Below are 22234 nucleotides of genomic sequence, written 5' to 3'. Positions count from 1 at the left end.
TGCCAGGTGCAACAAGAATCTCAACCAGCCAATACCGATCAGCAAATCGTCGATCAGGCGGTCACCGAAGGTGGCGCTTACGAGGTGATCCGCAAACGTTTAACCGATCAGGGTAAACGTCTCCGCGGTGAAGTTGATCAGTTAAACCAAGCACGTACAGAAGAGTTTGGCAGCACAGAGATGCAGGTGATCGGGCGCTTGAGAACGCGCACCGAAAACAACTGTATCGCGCAAGACATTGTTCGTGTCGGCGACTACTTGCTGTTTGGTTTTAATGTTTTTATTGGCCTTAAAAAAGAAACACATACCTCAGATGTGTTTGCCCTTTATCACTTCAGCCGTGATAACGACGAGTTCGATCTTGAGCCTGTGGCGCTTGAGCAAACTTTCCTAGCGGATCCTAATTTCGTTAAAGAGTTTCACGAGTTATACGCCTATTACAAAAACACCCGTCTGTCTCAGCTGGTGGTGAAAGATGGCAAGCTGCTGGTTAGCTTCCAGATCGGTGAACGGTTGGAAGATATCCGGGTATTCCGCTGGTCTGTCAGCGCCGATGGCAAAGATATCCGTTACATAGATAACCGCGGCGAGCGCGACATTGCACTGCCTCCCAGCCATGATTTTGAGTGGCAGACAACCGGCCGCGACGATGCAGTCAACGGCAAACACCCCCATATCAATATCCTCGACACCTTGTTTGTGGAAACTATTGGTGGCGATCTGACCATCAAGGTTGAAGACAACACCGAATCGGGCATGGGCATCTATGCCGAAGAGGTGACCGACCAAACCCAATCCCTTGATGACGCAGAGATTTTCTACGCCGAAGTCGGCCAGCTGATTCTACTGAAAGTATTGCCTTATCGAGAAGAGACCTGGCGCTACTTCATTTTCAACCGTCTGACCCAAGAGGTGATCCGGCAGGATGCGGTGGGGCAGGCATGTGTCTCTCTGCCAGAAAACCACGGCATTATTTTCCCCGGCGGCATCTATCTGGAATCTGCTGGCCTTAAACAGTTTGATGAAGATATGACCGGCATGCGTTTCCGCCGGGTCAGGCGCTCGCCCAACGGCGAAGACGCCATGTACATCTTCTATAAACCAGAAGATGGCACCGTTGCGCTGTTTGCCTACAACCTGATCAACAAGAGTCTGCAGGTACCGCTGCTGGGCCACGGTTACGCGCTGTTGGAAGATGGCACCATGGTGATCTTCTACGCCGAAGGTGAAGAGCCAACCCGAGTGCATCCAATGCAGGTGTGGTCGACGCCTTACTGTAGTGACGAGCACGCCAGCCAGGCACCGGTTCGAGACAGTTTCTACGGCCGCATCGGTAACGCCGAATTAGTAAGAGCTATTTCCGATTTCTATTCAGTTTGTCGTGCAATTGAAGACCAAGCGGTGTCTGAGCGGTTATACGACGAGCTCTGCAAAACCTCACTGAAGCTGTTCGATAGCTATTACTGGCTTGATAAGCCTGAGATCGAAGCCATTGCTGCGTTGCTTAAAGAGATCGCCCAAACCAGTGAACTGGTGCTGGATGAGTTTGAAAAGGTTGAAAGCATTCGCCAGCAATCCACGCAGGCAATGGTGGAAGCAGAAGCGCAGCAGTCGGCGTTACTGAAAGGCCTAAATATCGATAGCTGGCATCGCGCCGATGAGTTTGTTGATGCGCTGGACCAGTTAAGACAGTTACGTGGCCACCTGCTTACCATTCGTGATTACCGCTATATCAATACTGCGCGTATTGACGAGATGGAGCAACAGCTGATTGATGCCAGTGAAAAGGTGTCGATCAAGACGGGCGAGTTCCTCTCCAGCGCCGAGGCGATCGCGCCGTATCATGACCGTCTCGACAAGCTGGACGGCGAGCTTGCAGAGGCGGATTCTCAGCAATCTGTTGAACAGCCTGTCGCTGGCCTTGAGAAAATGGCCGCGGAGCTGGACCTGCTCTCTGAGCTGATGACCAGCCTGAAAGTCGATGATGCACAGCAGCGTACCGCTATCGTTGAAGCGATTTCAGAAGTCTATGCCAAGTTAAATCAAAGCCGTGCAAGAGCCCGTCTTAAGCAAAAAGAGCTGGGTTCGGCGGAAGCTGTCGCTGAGTTTTCTGCGTCATTCAAGTTGTTCTCACAGGGCATTACCAACGCCCTCGGCGCAGCGACCACGCCAGAAAAATGCGATGAACAGCTAACACGGCTGCTGGTTCAACTCGAAGAGTTAGAAAGCAAATTCAGCGAACACGATGAATTCCTTGCCGACATTCTCAGTAAGCGGGAAGAGGTTTACGAGAGTTTTGAGGCGCAAAAACAGGCGCTGCTTGATGAGCGCCAGCGCAAAGCCCAGAACCTGCAGGATGCCGCGGGCCGCATTCTTTCCAATATTCAAAAACGGGTCACCCGTTTTACTGAGCCCGACGAACTAAACAGCTTCTATGCAGCTGATCCGCTGGTACTTAAAGTACGCGAGATCAGCGAGCAGCTTCGGCAACTGGACGACCCAGTAAAAGCCGATGACATCGATGCCCGCTTTAAAATGGGCAAAGACCAGGCCCTTAAATCGCTTCGCGACAAAAGTGAGATCTACGAAGAGGGCGGCAACGTCATCAAACTGGGTCCTCGCCACAAATTCAGTGTTAACACTCAGCCGTTGGATATCACCATCCTGCCGCGTAACAAGGTGCTGAATTATCACCTGACCGGCACCGATTACTTCGAGGCGGTTGATGACCAACGTTTGGTTGAACTCAGTGACTTCTGGCAGGCTGAGCTGCCGTCAGAATCGCCTGCACTATACCGAGCTGAATATCTGGCCGGGCAGATCCTCGATGCCGCTGAGCAGTATCAGGATGACCTGAGCCCTGAAAGCCTCAGACAGCTGGTGTCTGATCAGGAAGCCCTGATCAAGAAAGTGCGTGAGTTTGCTGCACCACGCTACAAAGAGGGCTATCAAAAAGGCGTTCACGACCATGATGCCGGTCGGATCCTGGCCGCCGTCGTGCCGCTTAAAGCCAGTGTGGATCTACTGGTATATGACCCGAAGAGCCGTGGTCTGGCGATCGTATTCTGGGCCAACAATCAGCAATCAAACGCAGTAAAAGGCTGGGTTGAGCGCGCACGCTCTGCCGTTACCATGCAAAGCCTGTTTTCCAGCAACCAGGCGCTGACCCTGTTACAGCAGGAAGTCACTGATTGTTTGTCTGCCTTCATACAACAGCATCCCATTCCGGCGTCTGAGCTGGAGATAAGAACGGCTGCTGTATACCTGGTAGAAGAGCTGGCCCGCGACCGCACTGAATTTGTTACCAGTAAATATGCCGATCGCTTAGTCGCTTCACTTAAACAAGCGTTAAGCACCGGAAGAACATTCCAAGTTTTCGAAACTGCGCTGTCACAACTTAAAGGTTTGGCCGGAGACCGCTGGGCTCTGACCCAGAGCTGGCTGACTGCCATGGTTGATAGCCAGGGCGATAAGCTTGCTGATTGCGCGCCTTACATTGCTGAGGCTGTGGCCATTATCAATGCTGAAGAGCGAGTAGGGCGTCGTCACAGCGAAGCCGATCTCAACTTTACCGTGGATGAGTTGCTGGGCGAGCACGAACGTATCGAACAGCAAGCGCTTAAGCTGCGTCTCGACAGTTTCCTGGCGAATTACCAGTCTCACCGTGACGACTTTGTTCCTAAGTATCATCACTATCTGGAAGTGCGTCAGCAGGTGATCTCAGATCGCCGTAAACAGCTTAAGCTGCATGAGTTTGTGTCACGTCCACTTAGCTCGTTTGTGCGCAACCGACTGATCAACGAGGTTTACCTGCCCATTATTGGTGACAACCTGGCCAAACAGATGGGTACCGTGGGGGAGAACAAGCGAACCGACCTGATGGGTTTGCTGATGATGATCTCACCACCGGGTTACGGTAAGACCACCCTGATGGAGTATGTGGCTAACCGACTCGGCCTGATCTTTATGAAGATCAACTGTCCGTCACTCGGTCATGAAGTGGATTCACTGGACCCGACTCAGGCGCCTAACGCCACCGCCAAACAAGAGCTGGATAAGCTCAATCTGGCGTTGGAGATGGGCAGCAACGTGATGCTTTATCTGGATGATATTCAGCATACCAATCCAGAGTTTCTGCAGAAGTTTATCTCGCTGTGTGATGGTACCCGACGCATTGAAGGCGTCTGGCAGGGCCAGTCAAAAACCTACGATATGCGCGGCAAGAAGTTCTGCGTGGTGATGGCGGGTAACCCTTACACCGAATCCGGTGAGGTGTTCAAAATCCCAGATATGCTGGCCAACCGTGCGGATATCTACAACCTGGGTGAAGTGCTAGGTGGAATGGATGAGCAGTTTGCGCTCAGTTATATCGAGAACAGCCTGACCTCAAACGCTGTGCTTCAGCCGCTGGCAACGCGGGATATGAAAGATCTCTATCGCTTTGTCAGCATGGTTGAGACTAACACGCTAAATACCAATGACCTGAGCCATAGCTACAGTGGCGCCGAGGTGAACGAGATCCTCGATGTGCTGCGTAAGTTGATGGTGGTGCGTGATGTGCTGCTGAAGGTAAACAAGCAGTACATTGTCAGTGCATCTCAGGCAGAGAAATATCGTACCGAGCCTGCCTTTAAGCTGCAGGGCTCTTATCGAAACATGAACAAGATGGCAGAAAAAATCTCTGCCGTGATGAATGACGCCGAACTGCAGCAAGTCATTGCTGACCACTACTTGGGCGAAGCGCAGCTTCTGACCGGTGGCGCCGAAGAGAACTTGCTCAAACTGGGTGAGATGCGTGATACACACAGCGAGCAGGAAGCACAGCGTTGGCAGCAGATTAAAGCTGACTTTGTTCGTGCCCGTTCGCTGGGTGGTGATGACGCTGATACCGGCACGCAAGTGGTGTCTCAACTGTATGACCTGGTGGCAGGCGTAAAACAGGCGGTGTCTCTGATTGACGGTCAGCAGGATGGAGTGAAAGAGGTCGGTGCTCAGACGGTTCAGGCGCTCAATAACCTGGCCGAGTCTCAACGCGAGGCAAGCGGCCGACAGGTTGAGATCATTGAACAGCAACACGCGGCTTCACGCACCAAATTCAATAAGTCAGCCAAAGCGTTTCTGGTGCTTGCCAAGGTGTTCTCCAAGTCACTGTCGCGTGTGGAGGTAGTTAATCAACCTATCCCGGGACTGGAGCGGATGGCAAAACAGATCGCTGAATTGCTGCGGTTGTTTGCTGAAACCCAAAAACTTAGCAATCACGAGAGTAAGCAGATCGATATCCTGCTGAAAAATATCGGTCAGCTGGAAGCCCAACTGGCTAAAACCGGGGCCAAATCTGGTAGCAAGTCGCTAACAGAGGAAATGGAGTAGCAGCCGATGGAACAGCCAAACATCGCCGAGCTTGAACACCAGCTAATTGAAAGCTTTGCTGACGGTCGATTAGACGATGATGAGCGCCGCACGTTGGCGGCCACTGTTGCCCAACTGCCAAGCGAGAAACAGAGCTTTCTACGTAACAAGGCGTTTGCCATTGCCCGCGAGCAACTCAGTAAGTCTCCTGGTGACAGCCAAGCCGTGATAAAAACAATGAACTGGCTGGAGCGAGTAGTCAAAACGTTGTCGACACCGACCAGCAATAAAAAGGGTGTCGAGCGTGCGTGTTTTAGCCCTGGCAATACTTGTCTGCGTCAGATCCTGGACTTGTGTCATCAAGCTAAGAAGTCATTGGATATCTGTGTGTTTACTATTTCGGATGACAGGATCACCGAGGCCATTCTGAAGGCGCATCGACGGGGCGTCACTGTGCGCGTGGTAACTGACAACGACAAGGCGAATGATGCAGGTAGTGATGTTGATTATCTGCAGCGCAAAGGGGTTGACCTGCGCATGGATACATCGCCATACCATATGCATCACAAGTTTATGGTGGTGGATGGTGACACCTTGCTGAATGGCAGTTTTAACTGGACCCGCAGTGCCACAGACAAGAACGAAGAGAACATTCTGGTAACACAAAGCGAATCATTGGTGAAACCGTTCCAAAAACAATTTGAAACTTTATGGGCGCAGTTTGCCTGAGCCGGGCAGTGCACTCCGTATATGTGAAAGGGAAGCATTCATGAACTGTACATGTTGTAACGAAGGGCGCCTGCAGCCACAATTGCTGGATGGTTTGTTTAAGGCCGATGTCTGCGACTATTGTGGTGGGGTTTGGGTACTAACCGAACATTTCGTTGGCTGGAAGGCAGAAAACCCGGACCAGTTATTAATGTCCGATCTGATGATCGAAGAGATTGAGGCCACGGATACTCAACACGCGATTGCCTGCCCAATTTCAGGCCGCTTGATGCGTAAGCTGAAAATCTCCACTGACGTACCACACCGTATCGATTACAGCGCTGCAGTTGGTGGTATCTGGTTAGATAAAGGCGAGTGGGAGCTGATTAAAGCCAGCGGCCTGGCGGACATCCTCAACACTCTGGTAACCCAGCACTGGCAGGACAAGGTTAAGTCAGACAAAACCAAGCAGAACTTTGAGAAGCACTATATCGAAAAGTTCGGGGCTGAAAACTATCGTCGCCTGCGCGAGATACGTGATTGGTTGGCAGAGCAGGAAAACGCTGCAGAGCTAAAAGACTACTTGCTGGCTTCAGACCCATACACGACTAAGCGTTAAAGCGAGTTAAGATTAAGCCCTCTCTGAAGCGAGAGGGCTTTCGATTTCTTCTCCCATGGGAGACGATTTGGTGAGGAGGCTTTTTAGGCACTTTGAGATCTATGGGGAGTTTTGAAGGAGTACACAGATCCTATGCAAACCGCAGTAATAGTGTATGCAGCGGCGCCACTCCCTGCGAAAGCAAAGGAAGCTATCAAGCCTAAGACAAACAATACTCTTCCTGCCCAATGTTGGTAACGTTCAGGGGTTAGCTTGGCTACTACAAACCAGTACGCCAGAGCCATTAATACCCACTGCATTATGTCCATCATGTCATCACCTATAAGGGTTTTTTAAGTATTCACTCGGCTTGATTATTCGCATTCTGGATCTAACTTGAGGACCTATGCCACCGCTTACATAGGCGTGCAGGTAGAACAAAACATCGTTTTCATGCAGCGTTGGAAGCGCATCTCTGATGGCTTTGTTTAATACATACCCCGTTCCAGTAGTTACCCCTGCGCCTACTTGTTTACCAACTTTGGGGTTGCCAGTATAAACAGTAGTTAAGAAGCCCGATATTCCACCTACAGCGGCTGCTCCTACTGCTGAAACGCCATCCGAAATTTGGTCATAGTCACCATTTTTGCTTTCTGCCGTTCGGCGACTTAATGGTTTAATCAAAACAGCTTCAATATAGCAGGTACGGTCTCCCGGCAGCATAACATCAAAGGCTTTAAGTATTTCCTCTCGGGTAATGCGATCTATGTCTTTGCTTTGGTGGAATACTTGCCTGCGTATGGTGGGAAGTTCTTTGCGAGTTACAGCGAAGCGGAAAACCTGTCCGGTCAACTCTTCTCTAATCAGCGGAGATACCAGCGAGGTTTTATTATCCATTTGCCAAGCGAAATCTGGTAGTGCCATATCTAATCTCATTCCATTGAAATTGGGTTAGTGACCGTAGCACATGGTCAACAAACAAAAAAAGATCTATCTCCCATCAGAGAGACAAGTCAGGTAGTTATTACGCTAACTTCAACTCATTAACCACAACATCGTCATCCAAACGATGGATGCTAATCCTCTCGTTATCATAAACCGCGTATGTCGCCGGGTGTCCGCCTCGAGGCATGGTGATTGATCCCGGGTTCAACAGGTAGCAGTGCGGTCCCTGAATAATCTCTGGCACATGCACATGGCCTGAGACAAACACGTCATGACTGCGCAGTGGCGGTAAGCTATCCGGCCCATATTGATGGCCGTGGCTCAGAAACCAGCGGCGCTCATTAATCAGCAACTGGTTGTAATCCGCCATCATCGGAAATGTCAGCATCATCTGGTCTACTTCACTGTCGCAGTTACCACGTACGGCGATAATTCGATCCGCATCCTGATTCAACAGCTCTGCAGTGGCCTGAGGGTCATAACCAAGGGGCAGGGGATTGCGTGGGCCGTGATTCAGGATATCTCCCAGCAGTACCAGATAATCAAAATCATCCTGATGAAAGCAGAGCATCAACTCGCGGGTGGCGTGGGCACAGCCATGGATATCGGAGGCAATCAATAATTTCATAGTGTTAGCAAGCTTTGAAAATGCATTGGTTAACAGCTTAGTGCAAGTTTAACAGAGGAAAGTTGAGCTTGGTTAAAGAGCCTAATTAAGATCTGCTTGGCTAAACGCTATTTGCCCCAGATCTAGAAAGCATGCTGTGTGGTTTGACCGCCCAGCGGTTCTTTGACATGCTCCTTGCTCGATTTTTCAGAGCATCAGCGAGCGGAGCACTACGTAATCATGCAGCAATGGCTTACTCAATCATTAGCGCGACTACGTGACGTATTACCTCCGGCTATTTCGGCAGATAGATTTAATTCCTCCTCTAAACAGCGGATGATCCTGATGGGAGTGGGGCTGCTGGTAGCCGTAGGCGTGATGATGCCGTCCAGCCGTTCGCCCATTGATGCACCTATCTCGATTTCAATTGAACTGCCTTTAACACAGAATGCTGCTGAGCCTGTCAGCGACATCATCGAAGAAACCGTCGATGTTGAATTACCAAATATCCAACTGACCATTGCCCAGGGGGATACCCTCAGCGGCCTCTTTTCCAAAATTGGCATCAGCCAACAAACCATGTATCAGGTGCTGGAGAGTGACCAGACGATTCTTGCGCTGGATACGCTAAAACCCGGCAACCGACTGAGCTTTTGGGTCGATGACCTCACCCGCGAGTTGACTGCGTTAGAACTCTATTTCGATCCTTCCCGCCAGGTGCGTTTCGAACGTGTCAGCGATAGCCATTTTACCTACAACGAGATACTGGTTGATGGTGAGTGGCAGTCAGTGCCGCTGCGTGGCGAAGTGCATGGTAGCCTTTATCAATCTGCCGCTGCTGCGGGGTTAACTGCCCGTGATGTTCAACAGATCGAGGGATTATTCAAAGAGAAGGTGAAATTCGGCCGCGATTTCCGCGCCGGCGATAACTTTTTTGTGCTGCGCAACGAGCAGCTGATTGATGGCGAACGGACTGGCAATACCGATATTCAGGCGGTGGTGATTGAAGTTCGTGGAAAACAACTTTCGGCATTCCGCCATAGCGATGGCTCTTACTATGATGCACAAGGGCAGGGCTTAGCCAAAGCATTTCTCCGTGTGCCATTGAAGAAACGTTACCGCATCAGTGACCACTTCAATCCGCGTCGCAAACACCCGGTCACAGGCCGAATCGCCCCCCACAACGGCACCGACTTTGCCACCCCAACCGGCACACCGATTTTGGCTGCTGGAGATGGCGTGGTCAGCCTTGTGGCCAAACACCGCTACGCGGGTAAATATGTGGTGATTGACCACGGTGGCTCATACCGCACCCGCTATCTGCACTTGTCTAGATCCAAAGTGCGCAAGGGCCAACGTGTAAGCCGCGGCCAAGTGATTGCGCTGTCTGGTGCGACTGGCAGGGTAAGTGGAGCGCACCTTCATTACGAATTTCATATCAATGGCCGTCCGGTGGATGCCATGAAAGCCAATATCCCTATGGCTAAGTCTCTTTCAGGCAAAGAGTTAAAGCAGTTCAAGAAGCTAGTCGCCGAGCGGATGGAACTGCTTGAAGTAGATTGATTCTCTTCGTAGAAACGGGTCATTTCTAGCGTCAACAATACTCGCTTTTCGCCCTCATCCACTTTGCCTTAGTGGTGAAAGCAGCCTATCAACATATGCGCTTTTTGAATGCGCTATTCCGCCAAAGTTAACTTTTCTGCGCTTGGGGTCACTCATATCCGTGTACTGGTCGGACTTTAGAACTAGTCTGATAGTAAGCGTTTCGATGGCTCTTTACCTTAACGAGTCCCTAGCCGTCCAAGCATGGAGCCAACATGACCAAATGGAAAAGTAAGGATCTAATCAAGCATCTCCGTGCTTCCGATCTCAGAGGTATTAGCCTATTAGGTACCCAAGCGGTCACGGGAGTGACCCGCATCTCGGAGGGTGTACACCAATCTGTGTGGCGATCGGTTGGTGCACCAAAGGGAAAGTCAGAGGGTCAGACTCGCGGCATCACCCGCATCAGCTATGCCTCCATTTACGCTATCACCACGCTGCTTGGAAAAAGTGCCGACGCAGTCCTGCAAAAACTACAACCAGTCTTTGATGCCATCGATAAGGACAAACCCAGCACGCCCGAGCGGGAAGCGATTATTGCCACATTAAATGGTGTGGTAGGTGATCGCCTGGAGGAATCAGCTAATCCACTTGCGACGCCTATGAGTCTTCGCTTCCAAGGGCAGTTGCTTACGCCAGAGTGTTTAGCACGAGAGCATAGCGATCATCCATCGCCAAGGATCTTGCTGATGATTCACGGCTTGTGCATGAACGACCTGCAATGGAACGCCAAGGATAATGAAACCGTGGTCAACCATGGGGAGATGTTGGCTGAGCATTTGGGTTATACCCCTGTATATCTCCGGTACAACTCTGGTCGGCATATTTCACAAAACGGCAAAGAGCTATCAATGCAATTGGAGCAGTTATTTTCGGACTCTGCTGAGCAGATTAAGGAGATCGCCGTGGTTGCCCATAGTATGGGAGGGCTGGTGATACGCAGCGCCTGCTATTACGGGGAGCAACAGCAATGTCGTTGGCTGCAGCGGGTTAACAAGATTGTGTATCTTGGTACGCCCCACCATGGTGCTCCGTTGGAAAAAGCCGGTAGCAAAGTGGATGTTGTTCTCGACAAAACGCCTTATACCGCGCCCTTTGTCAGGTTAACAAAGCTACGTAGCGCTGGGATCACGGACCTACGTTATGGCTACCTTGTGGATGATGATTGGATGGACCAACATGGTCAGCCTCACCGCCGATCTGATACCAGACCTAATGAGCATCAGCACGTGGCTTTGACAGAACATATTGACCACTACTGCATTGCAGCAACCACAGCATCCAGGCGCAGCATGTTAGCCAACCATTTGGTTGGTGATGGCTTGGTTCCGCTTAATAGCGCATTAGGTCAACAAAAAGACCCCGACCGCACGCTTGCGTTTTTGCCGTCGAACCAATGGGTTGCTTTCCAAATGACGCACATGGAGCTGCTTAGTCATCCTGATGTCACTCGACGCTTGATGAACTGGCTGGAGGAGTAGTTTGTTAAGGTGGCGGTTGGGTGGCGTAGTGTTTGTTGTTCTCGAAGAGCGTAGAGAAGAGTTGGCGGCTTCCATTGCTGGGTTATGTTTGACTCTGTCTATGCACTGTGAAGCCATAATCTGTTCTTTTGATTGCTACATTGCCAAACATTTCAAATTCATTTGAAAGTCGCTGCGTTAGAGGTGTGCCATGAACTTGTATTTCTGACCACGATTCAGTGCCAAAAGCTGTGCAATGGTGTGCATCTACTTGATCTATTGCGCCAATGCACTGCTCTTCCTTTGATGAGTCTGAGGAAATATCAAAGTATGTTTGTGTTAGTTGGCTCGGCAGTGAACTCTTCCAAAGAGCTTTCACCACTTTCACATTCGATTTCGTTCCAGCAATCCAAACATGCATTTGGGCGGCGAGATTCTTTATCTCGATTTCGTTTTCAGATAATACTATGGCGATTCGATTTGAACTCATACCAGTAACACCTCTGCGAACATGCGAGCAACTAATGCGGATAGTTTTTTATGCTTTACTGCGATTTACTAATCAGCTCCAACTCCCGAGCCGCCTTTTCGATACCCTCTGCGGCAGCTTCTTGCATTAGTTTGAGCCCTCGAACTTTATCTTGGGGATTTTCATCTGTTCCATAGTAGATGCTAAAACCATATGTAAACTTCGTGTATGAATCGCCTTGAGCAATCGCCCTCTCAAAGTACATGGACGCTAGTTTATAATCCTGTTTCACATCGTCACCATACAGATGATTTACACCCATTCGGTAAGAAGCTGCAGCAATACCACCTTCTGAAGCTTTCTTCATTTGCTCTACGTATCTTTTAGAGTACTCCGCTTCAGTTTCCATCGAACCAGCCAAACTAAAACTGGCATTTATATGAAGCGCGAAAGGCTCACCATTGGCGACATAAGGCGCAAGGATTTCATGAAGCTCTTCAAGCTCTCCATCATCGTATAGCTTAAGAATTTTATTCTTCGTACTTTCTTCCATAATTCCGTTTAGAGGTGCGTGTAGCCTTTAGCTTGGTGAATGACAGCGCAATGAGCATGCCGATAAATATGCAACAGAGATAAAACCTATTCGACTCATACAGGTAGAAAGCAAAACCTGGCAATGCACCACAAAAAGCCATACTGGAATAACTAACGAAACGATAGTGGCTTGTCAGTTTGTAAAAAGGAACTAACAAAACCATCGCGATTAGAAAGCTAGCTAGACTGGTGATTAGCGACAGCCCCAACGACAGTTTAAATAAGTCGAAATACCCGTAGCTCTCGGGATGGTGGCCGTACTGAACCAGAATGAATGTCAGTAAATACAGGCCAAGCCCAACCCCGAAACAAGCAACAAACATATAGCCTAAAGTGCTTCGCGTTTTTTCAGATCTATCTATATCCATAAGGAAAGCTAGCGCCTTGCGAAGGGACTGGCGAAGCCTAGCCTGCGGAGGCGTCGATTTTCAGCGGCCAGTGTGAATTTGCGCAACTTGTTAGGCGTCATTTTCGGCGAGCCGAGATCTAACTTCCATTAATGCAAATCCAAGTAAGTTTAGACCTCGCCATAAGTTCGGGTTCTCAGCAGCATTATCGTCCGCCGCAAGCCCGATTCCCCAAATCCTATCTACGGGGCTTGCTTCAACCAATACTCTTTCGCCAGTGCCTAATAAAAACTGGGATAATTCTGGGTTCTGGGAAAATTTGAGTAAATTTGCTTCGACAACGATATTGAAACGATGTTTGTTCCACAGTGCTTCATCAAACCCCCTGACTTCACGTCCTAAGCTTTTTGCTTCGCCGGGGTTAGACGCGGAAACTACTTTTAAGCGGGCTTCTTCATCTCCGAAAAGTTCTGCTTTGCTCGCCATCATGAAGTGCTCGGCAGTTCTATAAGTAACGCCATTTTTCTCGAAGCTTGACTCATACCACTGGCTAAAGCATGACTTAGAGACACCCGATTTCGGCTTCCTATGCCCCCAGAACAAGATGTACTTGACCTTATGTCCGTGATTAATGAAGTCTCTTAATTCTTCTACTGCTCTGATTTTCAATATCTTGTCCATAAATGAAGCTTAACGTCCAGCCACGGGTAAAGGACAGCAGCTTGCCATCCAGTGGTCTTTGTCCTTGAGGAGCGTAGCGCCGAGTTAGTGATTTGCATTGTATGTTTAATACCGCCCATAAAGCTCAAGTTCATATGTGAAACCGTCCAAATTTGAAGGCGGATCGAAGCACTTGACTTCAAAGTTGACCGGCCCATTCTCTAACTTTGGATAGTAGAGAATTTCTGAACAGCGCTTTAGAAACTTGTTTTCACCGTCCTTGAGCACGTAGGCAATTTCCAGACTACTCCATTTAATGTCTGAGTTATTGGCAACCTCGCCAACAATCATTAGCTTGGGGCTGGCGCTACCTTCTGATTTCCAGTGGTTGATAGTGGTGACAGTGACATCCGGGCTGTATGTTTCTTCCGTACAACTTTCAGAGATGAACTCCAACGCAAACGCGCCGCCAACATACACTCCTACGGCAACGAATGAAGCCAGTAGTAACCCAATACCAAACTTGAATCCACTGATAATCGAACTCATAAAAATCCCTTTAGACATAACGCGTATTAGGCTGAAAGCTGCCTAAACAACAGCCTCCTGCCTTTGATTATTTGCCCACTATAGCGAGCTAAGTAACGATATATCAACGTCTTAAATCACAGCTTTATGCTGATGCAGCTTGTCTTGAAATATGAAAGAAGAATTTGGCTCTCATTCGTGGAGGACAAAGAAATCTCTTTCCGTATCGAACCGAGAATCTGATTAGTCTTGTGTTAATCGACTGAGATCTGTTCAGGGCTTAGGTTAGGTCTGTGCATTTGAAGTGGGGCTGGGGACGACTGCCGCCCATTTCTGAGCGGCAGTTTCAGAAAGGCTTAGTACTTGACTGAGCAACCATAAGGCTTGGTCAGTGGTTTACCTACTGTGTTGCCTTGGCTTAAGTCTGCCATCGCCAGCTGCAGGTAGTTATCGGCTTTTGGAATATCAGCCGGGTCGGTGGACTTGATGCTATCGATAGCGCCCATATAGGCCAGTTGACCTTCAGGGGTGATCACGTACATATGCGGTGTGGTTTTGGCGCCATAGGCTTTACCGACATCGCCGCTGCCATCAAGCAGTACGTGGGTGGGGGCGGCATCACGGCTCTTGGTCAGTTCCATCGCTTCGCTGCCTGACACATTGCCCTGTTTGCCGGGGGCGGAAGAGATCACCGACAGCCAAACCACATCATCTTTAGTGTACTGCTTTTGCAGGCCCTGCATATTGCCAGAATCATAGTGCTTTACGACAAACGGGCATTGGTGATTGGTCCACTCCAGTACCACGTATTTGCCTTTATAGTCTGAGAGCTTCACAGTCTCGCCGCTGGCGCTTTGTAACTCGAAATCCGGTGCAGCCTGGCCCGGTTTAACCGCGGCCAGTGCAAATGGGGTGCTGATCATCGCCAGTACAAGCGTGGCTGTTTTTAACATTGTTTTTGAAAAAGTGCTCTTGTATCGCTTAAACATGGGTTTACTCCGATGCTGTGGCTGAAATTGACTTCACTTCTACCGCTTTTTGTAACGAATCGATCAGTAAGGCGGGTGTCAGTAGTTGCGGTAACACCTGACTGTTGCCTTGGGTGTCATAAATCACATACAGGGGCACCCCTGCATGTTGGAACTTGTCCAGGTACTGAGTAATTGCTGCATCCTGATGGGTCCAATCTCCGACCAGATAGGAAACGCCCAGCTCATTAAAGGCTTGTTTTACGTCGCTGTCGGCAAAAGTCACACGCTCATTTACCTTGCAGGTGAGGCACCAGTCTGCGGTCATATTAACAAGTACAGGTTGGGCATCACTCAGTTTTTGTTGCAGCAGTTCCTGACTATACACCTGCTCAGGCAGGGCCAGTTCAGAGCGCTGTGATGGCATCACCACAAAATAGCTGATCAGCGAGGCGACCAATATTACCGTGGTGACCACAAGAGTACGGCGCAACTGACGGCGCTGCAGCCAGATGACAAAGGCTGCTATCACCCAAACAAGTAGCGTCGCGATTACTGCCAGGATCTGATGATTGCTCAGTAGCCACAGCAGCCAGACGGAGGTGAGCAGCAGCGGGAATGCCATCGCCTGCTTGAAGGTCTCAAGCCATGCGCCGGGCTTAGGAAGCAGGGCGGCCAATTTCGGTACCATGCTGATCGCCCAGAACGGCAATGCCAAGCCAAAACCAAGTGACAGCATAATGGCGACCATCTCGATAGCGGGCAGGGTCAGTGCCGCGCCTACCGCGGGGGCCATCAGTGGTGTCATACATGGGCTGGCCACCACCACGGCAAGCACCCCAGACAGGAAAGAGGCTTTATAGCCACCTTGGTTTACCTGCTCCTGACCTAAAGACATAAAACGTGCGCCCAGCTCAAACACGCCAAACAGCGCCAAACCCATAGCAAACATCAGGGTGGCCAATACCGCCAGGAACCAAGGGTCCTGAAGTTGGAAGCCCCAGCCAAGTTGCTGGCCTGAAAGCTTCAGTGCCAGCAGTAAGCCGCTCAGTAGTAAGAGTGACGCTTGAATTCCTGCCAGATAGAGCCAGCCGTGTTTACGCGCTTCCTGCTTCTCTTTGCCGCGCAGCTTAACCAAACTAACTGCTTTGATCGCCAGCACGGGAAATACGCAGGGCATCAGATTAAGTAACAAACCGCCCACCAAGGCCATCGCCATCAACAGCAGTAATGGTGTTGTACTGGCTTGTGTGGGTGGCGCGGTGAGTTGTTCACCAGATCCGCTTAAGGCGCCAGGGTCTATTGTGGGGCTAACAATCGCGCCAGACTCGGCACTAAATCTAATCTTTTGGTTTTGTGGCGTGATCATCACCCAATGGGTGGTGTCGGGCAGTTCCAGAAAGTAGTCATTCAGTGGCAGCGTAGCGATCAGCGTTTCTTCAGAATGCGTCTTGCCGGAAACCTGCCAAGAGGGCGTAGCGGACGCCTGAACCAGTGACTCCTGCTCTGCAAACAGGTCGCTTTTGAGTACCTGCTGCAGGTCCAATTGGCTTTGTTCCAAATCGGTTGCAGCAAGCTGTAGCTGAATTTCTGTTTCAGTGACGGCCGATGTCGCGATAAAACTATGCTGTTGCGGCACCAGGCTTCGGGTATCGGTGAATGCCTGGGCAAATTCCGTCTTCAGAGGGATATTGCCGTCATTCTCTCCGGAAACAATCAAGGGGACCGACATCTTCAAGCTGGCATCACCCGGAATACAGGCTTCTTTACATACCAGCCAGCTGACATCGGCCTGTATCCGGACCGCGCCGCTGTTATCCGCAGGACTGCCGGTAAGCCGCACCATCAGCAGGGTGTCGTCTTCAAAACCGATATTAATGATGCCAGCCGCTTCGATACGTTTCGGAACTGGCCATTGGATGTCGCCAGCGCTAACACCTTCGGGCAGTGTCCATTTGATACGGGTAGGCAGTCCGGATTCACCTGGGTTGGCCCAATAGGTATGCCAGTGGTGTTCGTGCCTCAGAACGACGGCAACCCAGTTAGTTTCGTTTGGTTGCCAGTGGCTCAGTTCGCTGACCAGTTGCACTTCAATGTGTGGGTGCTGCTGCGGCTCAGACGCGGCGCTGCGCTCAAAGGCAGCATCATCTACGCTGGCATTAGCGAGCGGCGAGAATACTGTGCTGATAAAAATGGTGTTGATAAAAACTGCTAATAAGATCAACCATCTGGTCATAACTTTCGTACTCTTATCGGTAACGCTGTAATGATATTAATGCTTGCAGATTGTCGGTACTCAGTTTGCCAGTGTCATGTTCTGACAACAGGGCTGTCAAGACTGCTGCGAAACCTGCCGAGACTTGCTGTGTAAATAGAGAGCCTGTTTTACGCAGGAGACTTCTTTGCGTAGGCGATAGGTACGCACTAGACCGACAAACTGTTCACTCTGTTGCAGACAGAGGCAATAAAAGTAGTAAGGGAGAGATCGCAGTGCTTAGTGTGGAAAATGTTGGCAAGAGTTATGGCGGGCATGCTGCTTCAGGCAACCCCTCTGACACCGAAGTCCTTAAGGGCGTCAACCTGACTATTGAGCGAGGAGAGATGCTGGCGTTAATGGGTGCCAGTGGCTCCGGCAAAAGCACCTTGCTGCACCTGATTGGCGGATTGGACCAGCAGTTTTCTGGTGAGATACGATTTGAAGGACTCTCCCTTGGCAACGCCAGCGACGAGGCGCTTTGTGATTATCGACGTCGCCAGCTGGGGTTTGTGTTTCAACAGTTCAACTTACTGCCTACATTGAGCGTGCAGGATAATCTGTTGTTCCCACGCCGGGTTTTGGGACTGTCGGAACAGAGCGACCATACAGAGCATCTAATCGAACGCCTCGGGTTGGCTGAGTTACTCCATCGCTGGCCCGATCAACTCTCTGGTGGTCAGCAGCAACGGGTGGCGATCGCCAGGGCACTCAGTCATCAGCCACCGTTGATTTTGGCTGATGAACCAACCGGTAACCTGGATGATGAGCTAAGCCATCAGGTGATGGCGCTACTGACGGAATTGTGTCGCAGCGCCAACAGTGCGCTGGTGATGGTGACTCATAGCCGGGAGATGGCGTCCTACCTGGATAAGACCCAATTACTTCATAACCGCCAGCTGCATAACCACCGACTGGAGGCGAGCCAGCCTGAGGTTCAGGTATGAGGGCGGGCCCCGTTGCAAAAGCGGTATGGCAACACTATCGCCGCCATCCCATACAGTTGTTTTTATTGCTGATAGGCCTGATCACCGGTGTGGTCATGGTCAATGGCGTATGGTTGTTGAATGAAACAGCTAAACGCGATTATCAGCGCGGTGAGCAGCTGATTGGCCAGCAAGCTTACGGCATTATTAGCTCGGCTAATGACCGTAAACCGGTCGACCAGGCCAACTATATCTCCCTGCGTAACGCTGGGTTCAGCAATCTGATACCTGTGGTGTCCGGTACCTTCAAGGATACGCAGGGGCGCTTTATCTCCATTGTCGCGACAGACCCGTTGGCGTTTAGTGCTGCCGAGAGTTTGGAGGAAGATGAGGGTACAGATGGGAGCTCAGATGAGGGCTCATTTGAGGATAGCGGTCAGAAGGGCGGTCAGGATGATAACAATCAGTCTGTGCCCGATATAACCGACCTGATGCTGCCACCTTATCAGTTTTGGGGAAGCGCTCAACGTATGGCCCAGCTTGGGCTGGAAGATGGCGACCGCCTTTATCCGGCTGGATCTAGTGGCGCCCTTATTGTCGATCGCGGTGCGGGTACAGAAGCGGGTATAGAAGTGGGCAGAAGCGCGGGTATCGAGGTGCGGCAGATCCCTGAACGAGGCTTGGGGCATCGGCTTTGGACCGACATTGGTTTAGGGCAGCAACTGCTGGGAATGACCGGCAAGCTCAACTACATCGCGCTGATGGAAAACGAAGGCATGAGCGAAAGTGAGCGGGAAAGCCATTTTGAAAAGCTGGCTGCAGCACTGCCACCGACACTAAAGCTAGAGCGGAGCCGATCTGAACTCACGTTGTCGCAAATGACACGCAGTCTGCACCTCAATCTGACCGCCATGGGATTATTGGCCTGGGTAGTGGGTATTTTTATCGCGTTCAATGCCATTCACTTTTCACTGCAGGACCGTGCGCCCTTATTCAATCAACTAAGAACATTGGGTATAGCGCAGCCGCTTATCGCCCGACTGCTTCTGGTCGAGTGGGTTGTTCTGGCACTGTTGACCACCTTGATAGCCGCGCCGGTCAGTGTTTGGTTGTCGGATATATTGCTGCCGCTGTTGGGGCGCACGCTGGACAACCTGTATGCGGTGCGTTTGAGTTATCAGTCAATTTGGTCTGGCTGGTCGTTGGACGTGGTGGTGAGAGCTTTGATGGTCTCTACGGCCGGTATTGCGCTTGCCGCCGCGGGGCCCTGGTGGCAGTTCATCAAAACTAAGCAGGGTGAACAAACGCTAAGCGGTTCAGCGATGGAGGAGATGACCAGGGGCACAGCATGGCAGATTAAAGTGGCGCAGCTAGGTGTATTAATGGTGCTGTTTGCCGCGTTTATCGCTTGGCTGGCACCGGGCTTGTACACGGGCTTCTTAGTGATCGCCTTATTGCTGTTGGGGGCCGGTTTTATTGTGCCCGTGCTGTTTTCAAAAGGGTTGGCCAGTCTTGCCAGACAGGGCGCTGCCTCTTCTAAGCTCACAAGTAATCCCGAAAGTATGCCCGCAAGTAAGCCCGCAGGTAAGCCCAGATATAAGAGCGCTGCCAAGGGGCGTTTCTCTATTGCAAAATGGCCTGTGATGCATTGGTCTGTGACCGAGTTGAAATGGCAGATGTCCCGCACGCATGTCGCAATGATCGCACTAGTGTTGGCGCTGACCGCCAATGTGGGCGTGAACACCATGGTCAACAGCTTTCGGCAAACCGTATTGGATTGGCTGGATCAACGTTTAGTGGCGGATATCTATCTCAGGCCGCAGTCCGAGACCGCGTCGTTGATCCGTTGGCTTGAGGCGCAACCTGAAGTGGAAGGATTACTGACTCAGCGCCAGATCGATGTGCGCATTCAAACCGCCTCAGATTTCGCTACTGATTACGCCAATTCTGATAATGCAGGCGCTGAAGTTACGAGACCTGATGTGAAAGAACTTAGCGCAGCGCTACTTTCTCTGTCCCGTGATGATTTAGCGCAACGCGCCATTACGCTCTACCAAGGTGCGCAACAGATCGACTGGCAGCGGTTTGAAGCTGGCGAGGGGATATTGATTAGCCAGCGCCTGCATCTATTGCATGGCCTGAACCTCGGAGATCAGGTTTGGCTGAGCTCAAAAGGCGTCACTGCCCATCAAGGCGAAACGCAAGCAGATAGCGCATTGGGGGGAAGAGATTCAGGCATTAAATTTACCGTGTCTGGTGTCTATTACGATTACGGCAATCCCAACCCACAACTGATGGTAGATGAGCGCGTGTTCTCCCAATACTGGCCGCAGATAGGGATATCCGGCATTGGTATTTTGCTCTCTGAATCATCACACATATCGACACTAATGCCACGCATCCGAGATACGTATGGGTTTACCGACCGTCAGATGATCGACCAGCAATCGATGCGAACCGTGGCGGTGGCTGTGTTTGACCAGACCTTTGTTGCCACCGAGGCATTGAACCTGCTAACCCTGCTGGTATCTGCGCTGGGGCTGGCTTGTGCCCTCTATCTGCTGAATGAACGGCGTCGCAAAGCGCTGGGTGTGATCGGCAGTATGGGCGTAAGTAAACGACGCCTCTATCTGGTTTCTATTGGCCAGTGGGCCAGCGTCGGTATCCTCTGCACGCTGTTGGCGTTGCCGTTTGGTATCGGTTTGGCCTGGGTGCTTATCAACCTGCTTAATGTGTATGGCTTTGGCTGGAGCTACCCGGTTGATCTGCCGTGGCTGCGGTTTGTTCAATTGGCAGCCTTGGCGGGCATAGTGACATCGCTGACCGCGGTTCTGGCATTACGTCGCTTGCATCGCTGGTCGATTGCCAGACAGATTTCGGAGGCAGAATGATGAATCACAACAAGCATATTCTGCGAAGGACAATGCTGGCCTTTAGTCCGAAGATTTTAATTTCGCTGATCTTAACGCTTTCATTAGCCTTGATCGGTTGCTCACCAGCGGGTGATGAAAGTGGGCGTAAACTCAAATCAGATGAAGCTGCCGATGACACTGGCTATAACCAGATTTTAAAGGGCGACCAGATCGAAGGTTATCGGCAGGCACGCCCTGGCGTGCCGCTTTCATTTCCTGAAGACCATGGTGAACACCCCGATTACCGCATTGAGTGGTGGTATCTGACCGCGAATCTAACCGCGGACTTAGACAATGATCTGGCGACTCAAGAGGGCCTTCGCACCAACAGAGAATACGGTATTCAGTTCACCCTGTTTAGAAATCGAATGCAGCCGCCCGCTGAAACGGAGAAAGAGGATGCAGGTTGGGCTACCCCGCAGATCTATATGGCCCATGCGGCGCTTTCAACACCCACTGGTCACTACGAAGCGGAAATATTCGCACGTGGTGGTGTTGGCTTGGTTGAGGTTCAACCCGAACCTTTTGTGGTACGGATAGAAGATTGGCTGTTCGGTAAGTCAAAAAAAGCCGATGTTAACCTCAACGCAACTACACCAATCACTGGCGACATACTGCCGATACAACTTGCGCTCGATACCGGCGAATTTGCGCTGGATCTTGAACTGTCAGGCAATGGTGCGATTGCACTGCATGGTGACAACGGGTTTAGTCGCAAACATCCCACGAATGAAGTCGGTTCCTATTACTACAGCATGCCGCACCTGAGCATCTCTGGAACAGTGCAATTGCCAGAACAAGAGGGTGGCGGCGAGATATCGGTTTCTGGGCTGGCATGGCTGGACAGAGAGTGGAGCAGTCAGTACCTGTCGGACGAGCAAACCGGCTGGGACTGGATGAGTTTACACCTGGATGATGGCCGCGGCTTGATGGCGTTCCGGTTACGCCAAAAAGACGGTAACCACTATATTTATGGCAGCTTAATCACCCCAGAGGGTGAGGTGACAACGCTGGACCGCAACACGCTAGAGTTTGAGCCGATTGAGTACGCCAAAGTGAGTGCGCCTGATGGCGATGGCAGAGAACGTGTGCGGCCGGTACCTGTAGGTTGGCAAGTTGGGCTTCCCACAGAATCGCTTAGTTGGCAGGTTCATGCGTTACATGCCGACCAGCAGATGAACACCCTGTTTCCATACTGGGAAGGGGCCGTGTTGTGTGCCGAACCTGCACAGTGTCGTGGTTATCTTGAACTCACTGGCTATTGAGTTCGTACACCTGACTGTTTAACAAAACTACAAATAGAATAA

Annotated in this window: 17 protein-coding genes; 8 read left to right on the top strand and 9 right to left on the bottom strand. The window is 50.8% G+C overall.

The genetic code is table 11. The annotated features are described in order from the left end of the window. Positions 1 to 6: 6 nt before the first annotated feature. Genes ABEA14_RS04980 through ABEA14_RS04970 form a run of 3 tightly spaced genes read left to right on the top strand, consistent with a single transcriptional unit; the run spans position 7 to position 6676 of the window. The gene (locus ABEA14_RS04980; protein ID WP_345338772.1) at positions 7 to 5370 is read left to right on the top strand and encodes a DNA repair ATPase; all 5364 of its coding nucleotides are present in this window, start codon (positions 7 to 9) and stop codon (positions 5368 to 5370) included. A gap of 6 nt (positions 5371 to 5376) precedes the next feature. Further along, positions 5377 to 6078 (top strand): phospholipase D-like domain-containing protein, encoded by a 702-nt coding sequence (locus ABEA14_RS04975; RefSeq protein WP_345338771.1) that lies wholly within the window; start codon positions 5377 to 5379, stop codon positions 6076 to 6078. Between the two features lie 40 nt (positions 6079 to 6118). Then, a complete protein-coding gene (locus ABEA14_RS04970) occupies positions 6119 to 6676 on the top strand; it encodes a TFIIB-type zinc ribbon-containing protein (RefSeq protein WP_345338770.1) in 558 nt (185 codons plus the stop codon). Positions 6677 to 6991: 315 nt separating this feature from the next. On the opposite strand, the gene ABEA14_RS04965 is transcribed toward ABEA14_RS04970, so the two are convergent. After that, positions 6992 to 7579 (bottom strand): hypothetical protein, encoded by a 588-nt coding sequence (locus ABEA14_RS04965; protein WP_345338769.1) that lies wholly within the window; start codon positions 7577 to 7579, stop codon positions 6992 to 6994. Between the two features lie 100 nt (positions 7580 to 7679). Continuing rightward, the gene (yfcE, locus tag ABEA14_RS04960; RefSeq protein WP_345338768.1) at positions 7680 to 8228 is read right to left on the bottom strand and encodes a phosphodiesterase; all 549 of its coding nucleotides are present in this window, start codon (positions 8226 to 8228) and stop codon (positions 7680 to 7682) included. Between the two features lie 315 nt (positions 8229 to 8543). Between yfcE and ABEA14_RS04955 the strand changes: the two genes are divergently transcribed. Beyond that, positions 8544 to 9770, top strand: coding sequence for a peptidoglycan DD-metalloendopeptidase family protein (locus tag ABEA14_RS04955; RefSeq protein WP_345338880.1), 1227 nt, complete (start codon positions 8544 to 8546; stop codon positions 9768 to 9770). A gap of 254 nt (positions 9771 to 10024) precedes the next feature. Then, positions 10025 to 11290, top strand: coding sequence for an esterase/lipase family protein (locus tag ABEA14_RS04950; RefSeq protein ID WP_345338767.1), 1266 nt, complete (start codon positions 10025 to 10027; stop codon positions 11288 to 11290). A gap of 82 nt (positions 11291 to 11372) precedes the next feature. Here the strand turns inward: ABEA14_RS04950 and ABEA14_RS04945 are convergent, their stop codons facing one another. The 7 genes from ABEA14_RS04945 to ABEA14_RS04915 form a co-directional block, all read right to left on the bottom strand. Further along, positions 11373 to 11759, bottom strand: coding sequence for a hypothetical protein (locus ABEA14_RS04945; RefSeq protein ID WP_345338766.1), 387 nt, complete (start codon positions 11757 to 11759; stop codon positions 11373 to 11375). 55 nt (positions 11760 to 11814) lie between these two features. Continuing rightward, positions 11815 to 12291: a tetratricopeptide repeat protein gene (locus ABEA14_RS04940; protein ID WP_345338765.1), complete on the bottom strand. Its 477-nt coding sequence runs from the start codon at positions 12289 to 12291 to the stop codon at positions 11815 to 11817. Then, positions 12269 to 12700: a hypothetical protein gene (locus tag ABEA14_RS04935; protein ID WP_345338764.1), complete on the bottom strand. Its 432-nt coding sequence runs from the start codon at positions 12698 to 12700 to the stop codon at positions 12269 to 12271. Before ABEA14_RS04935 ends, ABEA14_RS04940 begins: the two co-directional genes overlap by 23 nt. A gap of 90 nt (positions 12701 to 12790) precedes the next feature. Continuing rightward, on the bottom strand, positions 12791 to 13360 hold the full coding sequence (gene ybiA / locus ABEA14_RS04930; RefSeq protein ID WP_345338763.1) for a riboflavin biosynthesis intermediates N-glycosidase: 570 nt from the start codon (positions 13358 to 13360) through the stop codon (positions 12791 to 12793). Positions 13361 to 13465: 105 nt separating this feature from the next. Beyond that, positions 13466 to 13888, bottom strand: a complete 423-nt coding sequence (locus ABEA14_RS04925; protein ID WP_345338762.1) for a hypothetical protein — start codon at positions 13886 to 13888, stop codon at positions 13466 to 13468. Positions 13889 to 14223: 335 nt separating this feature from the next. Next, positions 14224 to 14856 carry a thioredoxin family protein gene (locus ABEA14_RS04920; protein ID WP_345338761.1) on the bottom strand — a complete coding sequence of 211 codons (633 nt, stop codon included), beginning with the start codon at positions 14854 to 14856 and terminating at the stop codon, positions 14224 to 14226. A gap of 4 nt (positions 14857 to 14860) precedes the next feature. Beyond that, a complete protein-coding gene (locus ABEA14_RS04915) occupies positions 14861 to 17071 on the bottom strand; it encodes a protein-disulfide reductase DsbD family protein (RefSeq protein WP_345338760.1) in 2211 nt (736 codons plus the stop codon). Positions 17072 to 17325: 254 nt separating this feature from the next. On the opposite strand from ABEA14_RS04915, the gene ABEA14_RS04910 reads away from it, so the two are divergent. From ABEA14_RS04910 to ABEA14_RS04900, 3 genes are read left to right on the top strand one after another with little or no spacing between them, the layout of a single operon-like run. Continuing rightward, positions 17326 to 18036, top strand: coding sequence for an ABC transporter ATP-binding protein (locus ABEA14_RS04910; protein WP_345338759.1), 711 nt, complete (start codon positions 17326 to 17328; stop codon positions 18034 to 18036). Further along, complete coding sequence (locus ABEA14_RS04905) at positions 18033 to 20906, top strand: ABC transporter permease (RefSeq protein ID WP_345338758.1); 2874 nt, start codon at positions 18033 to 18035, stop codon at positions 20904 to 20906. Before ABEA14_RS04910 ends, ABEA14_RS04905 begins: the two co-directional genes overlap by 4 nt. Continuing rightward, complete coding sequence (locus tag ABEA14_RS04900) at positions 20903 to 22192, top strand: lipocalin-like domain-containing protein (RefSeq protein WP_345338757.1); 1290 nt, start codon at positions 20903 to 20905, stop codon at positions 22190 to 22192. Before ABEA14_RS04905 ends, ABEA14_RS04900 begins: the two co-directional genes overlap by 4 nt. The last annotated feature ends 42 nt before the right edge of the window (positions 22193 to 22234 follow it).

This window comes from Corallincola platygyrae (assembly GCF_039544265.1).
Taxonomy (GTDB): domain Bacteria; phylum Pseudomonadota; class Gammaproteobacteria; order Enterobacterales; family Neiellaceae; genus Corallincola; species Corallincola platygyrae.
The sequence above is the reverse complement of the archived record's forward strand: the minus strand, read 5'-3'. Positions and strand labels throughout refer to the sequence as shown.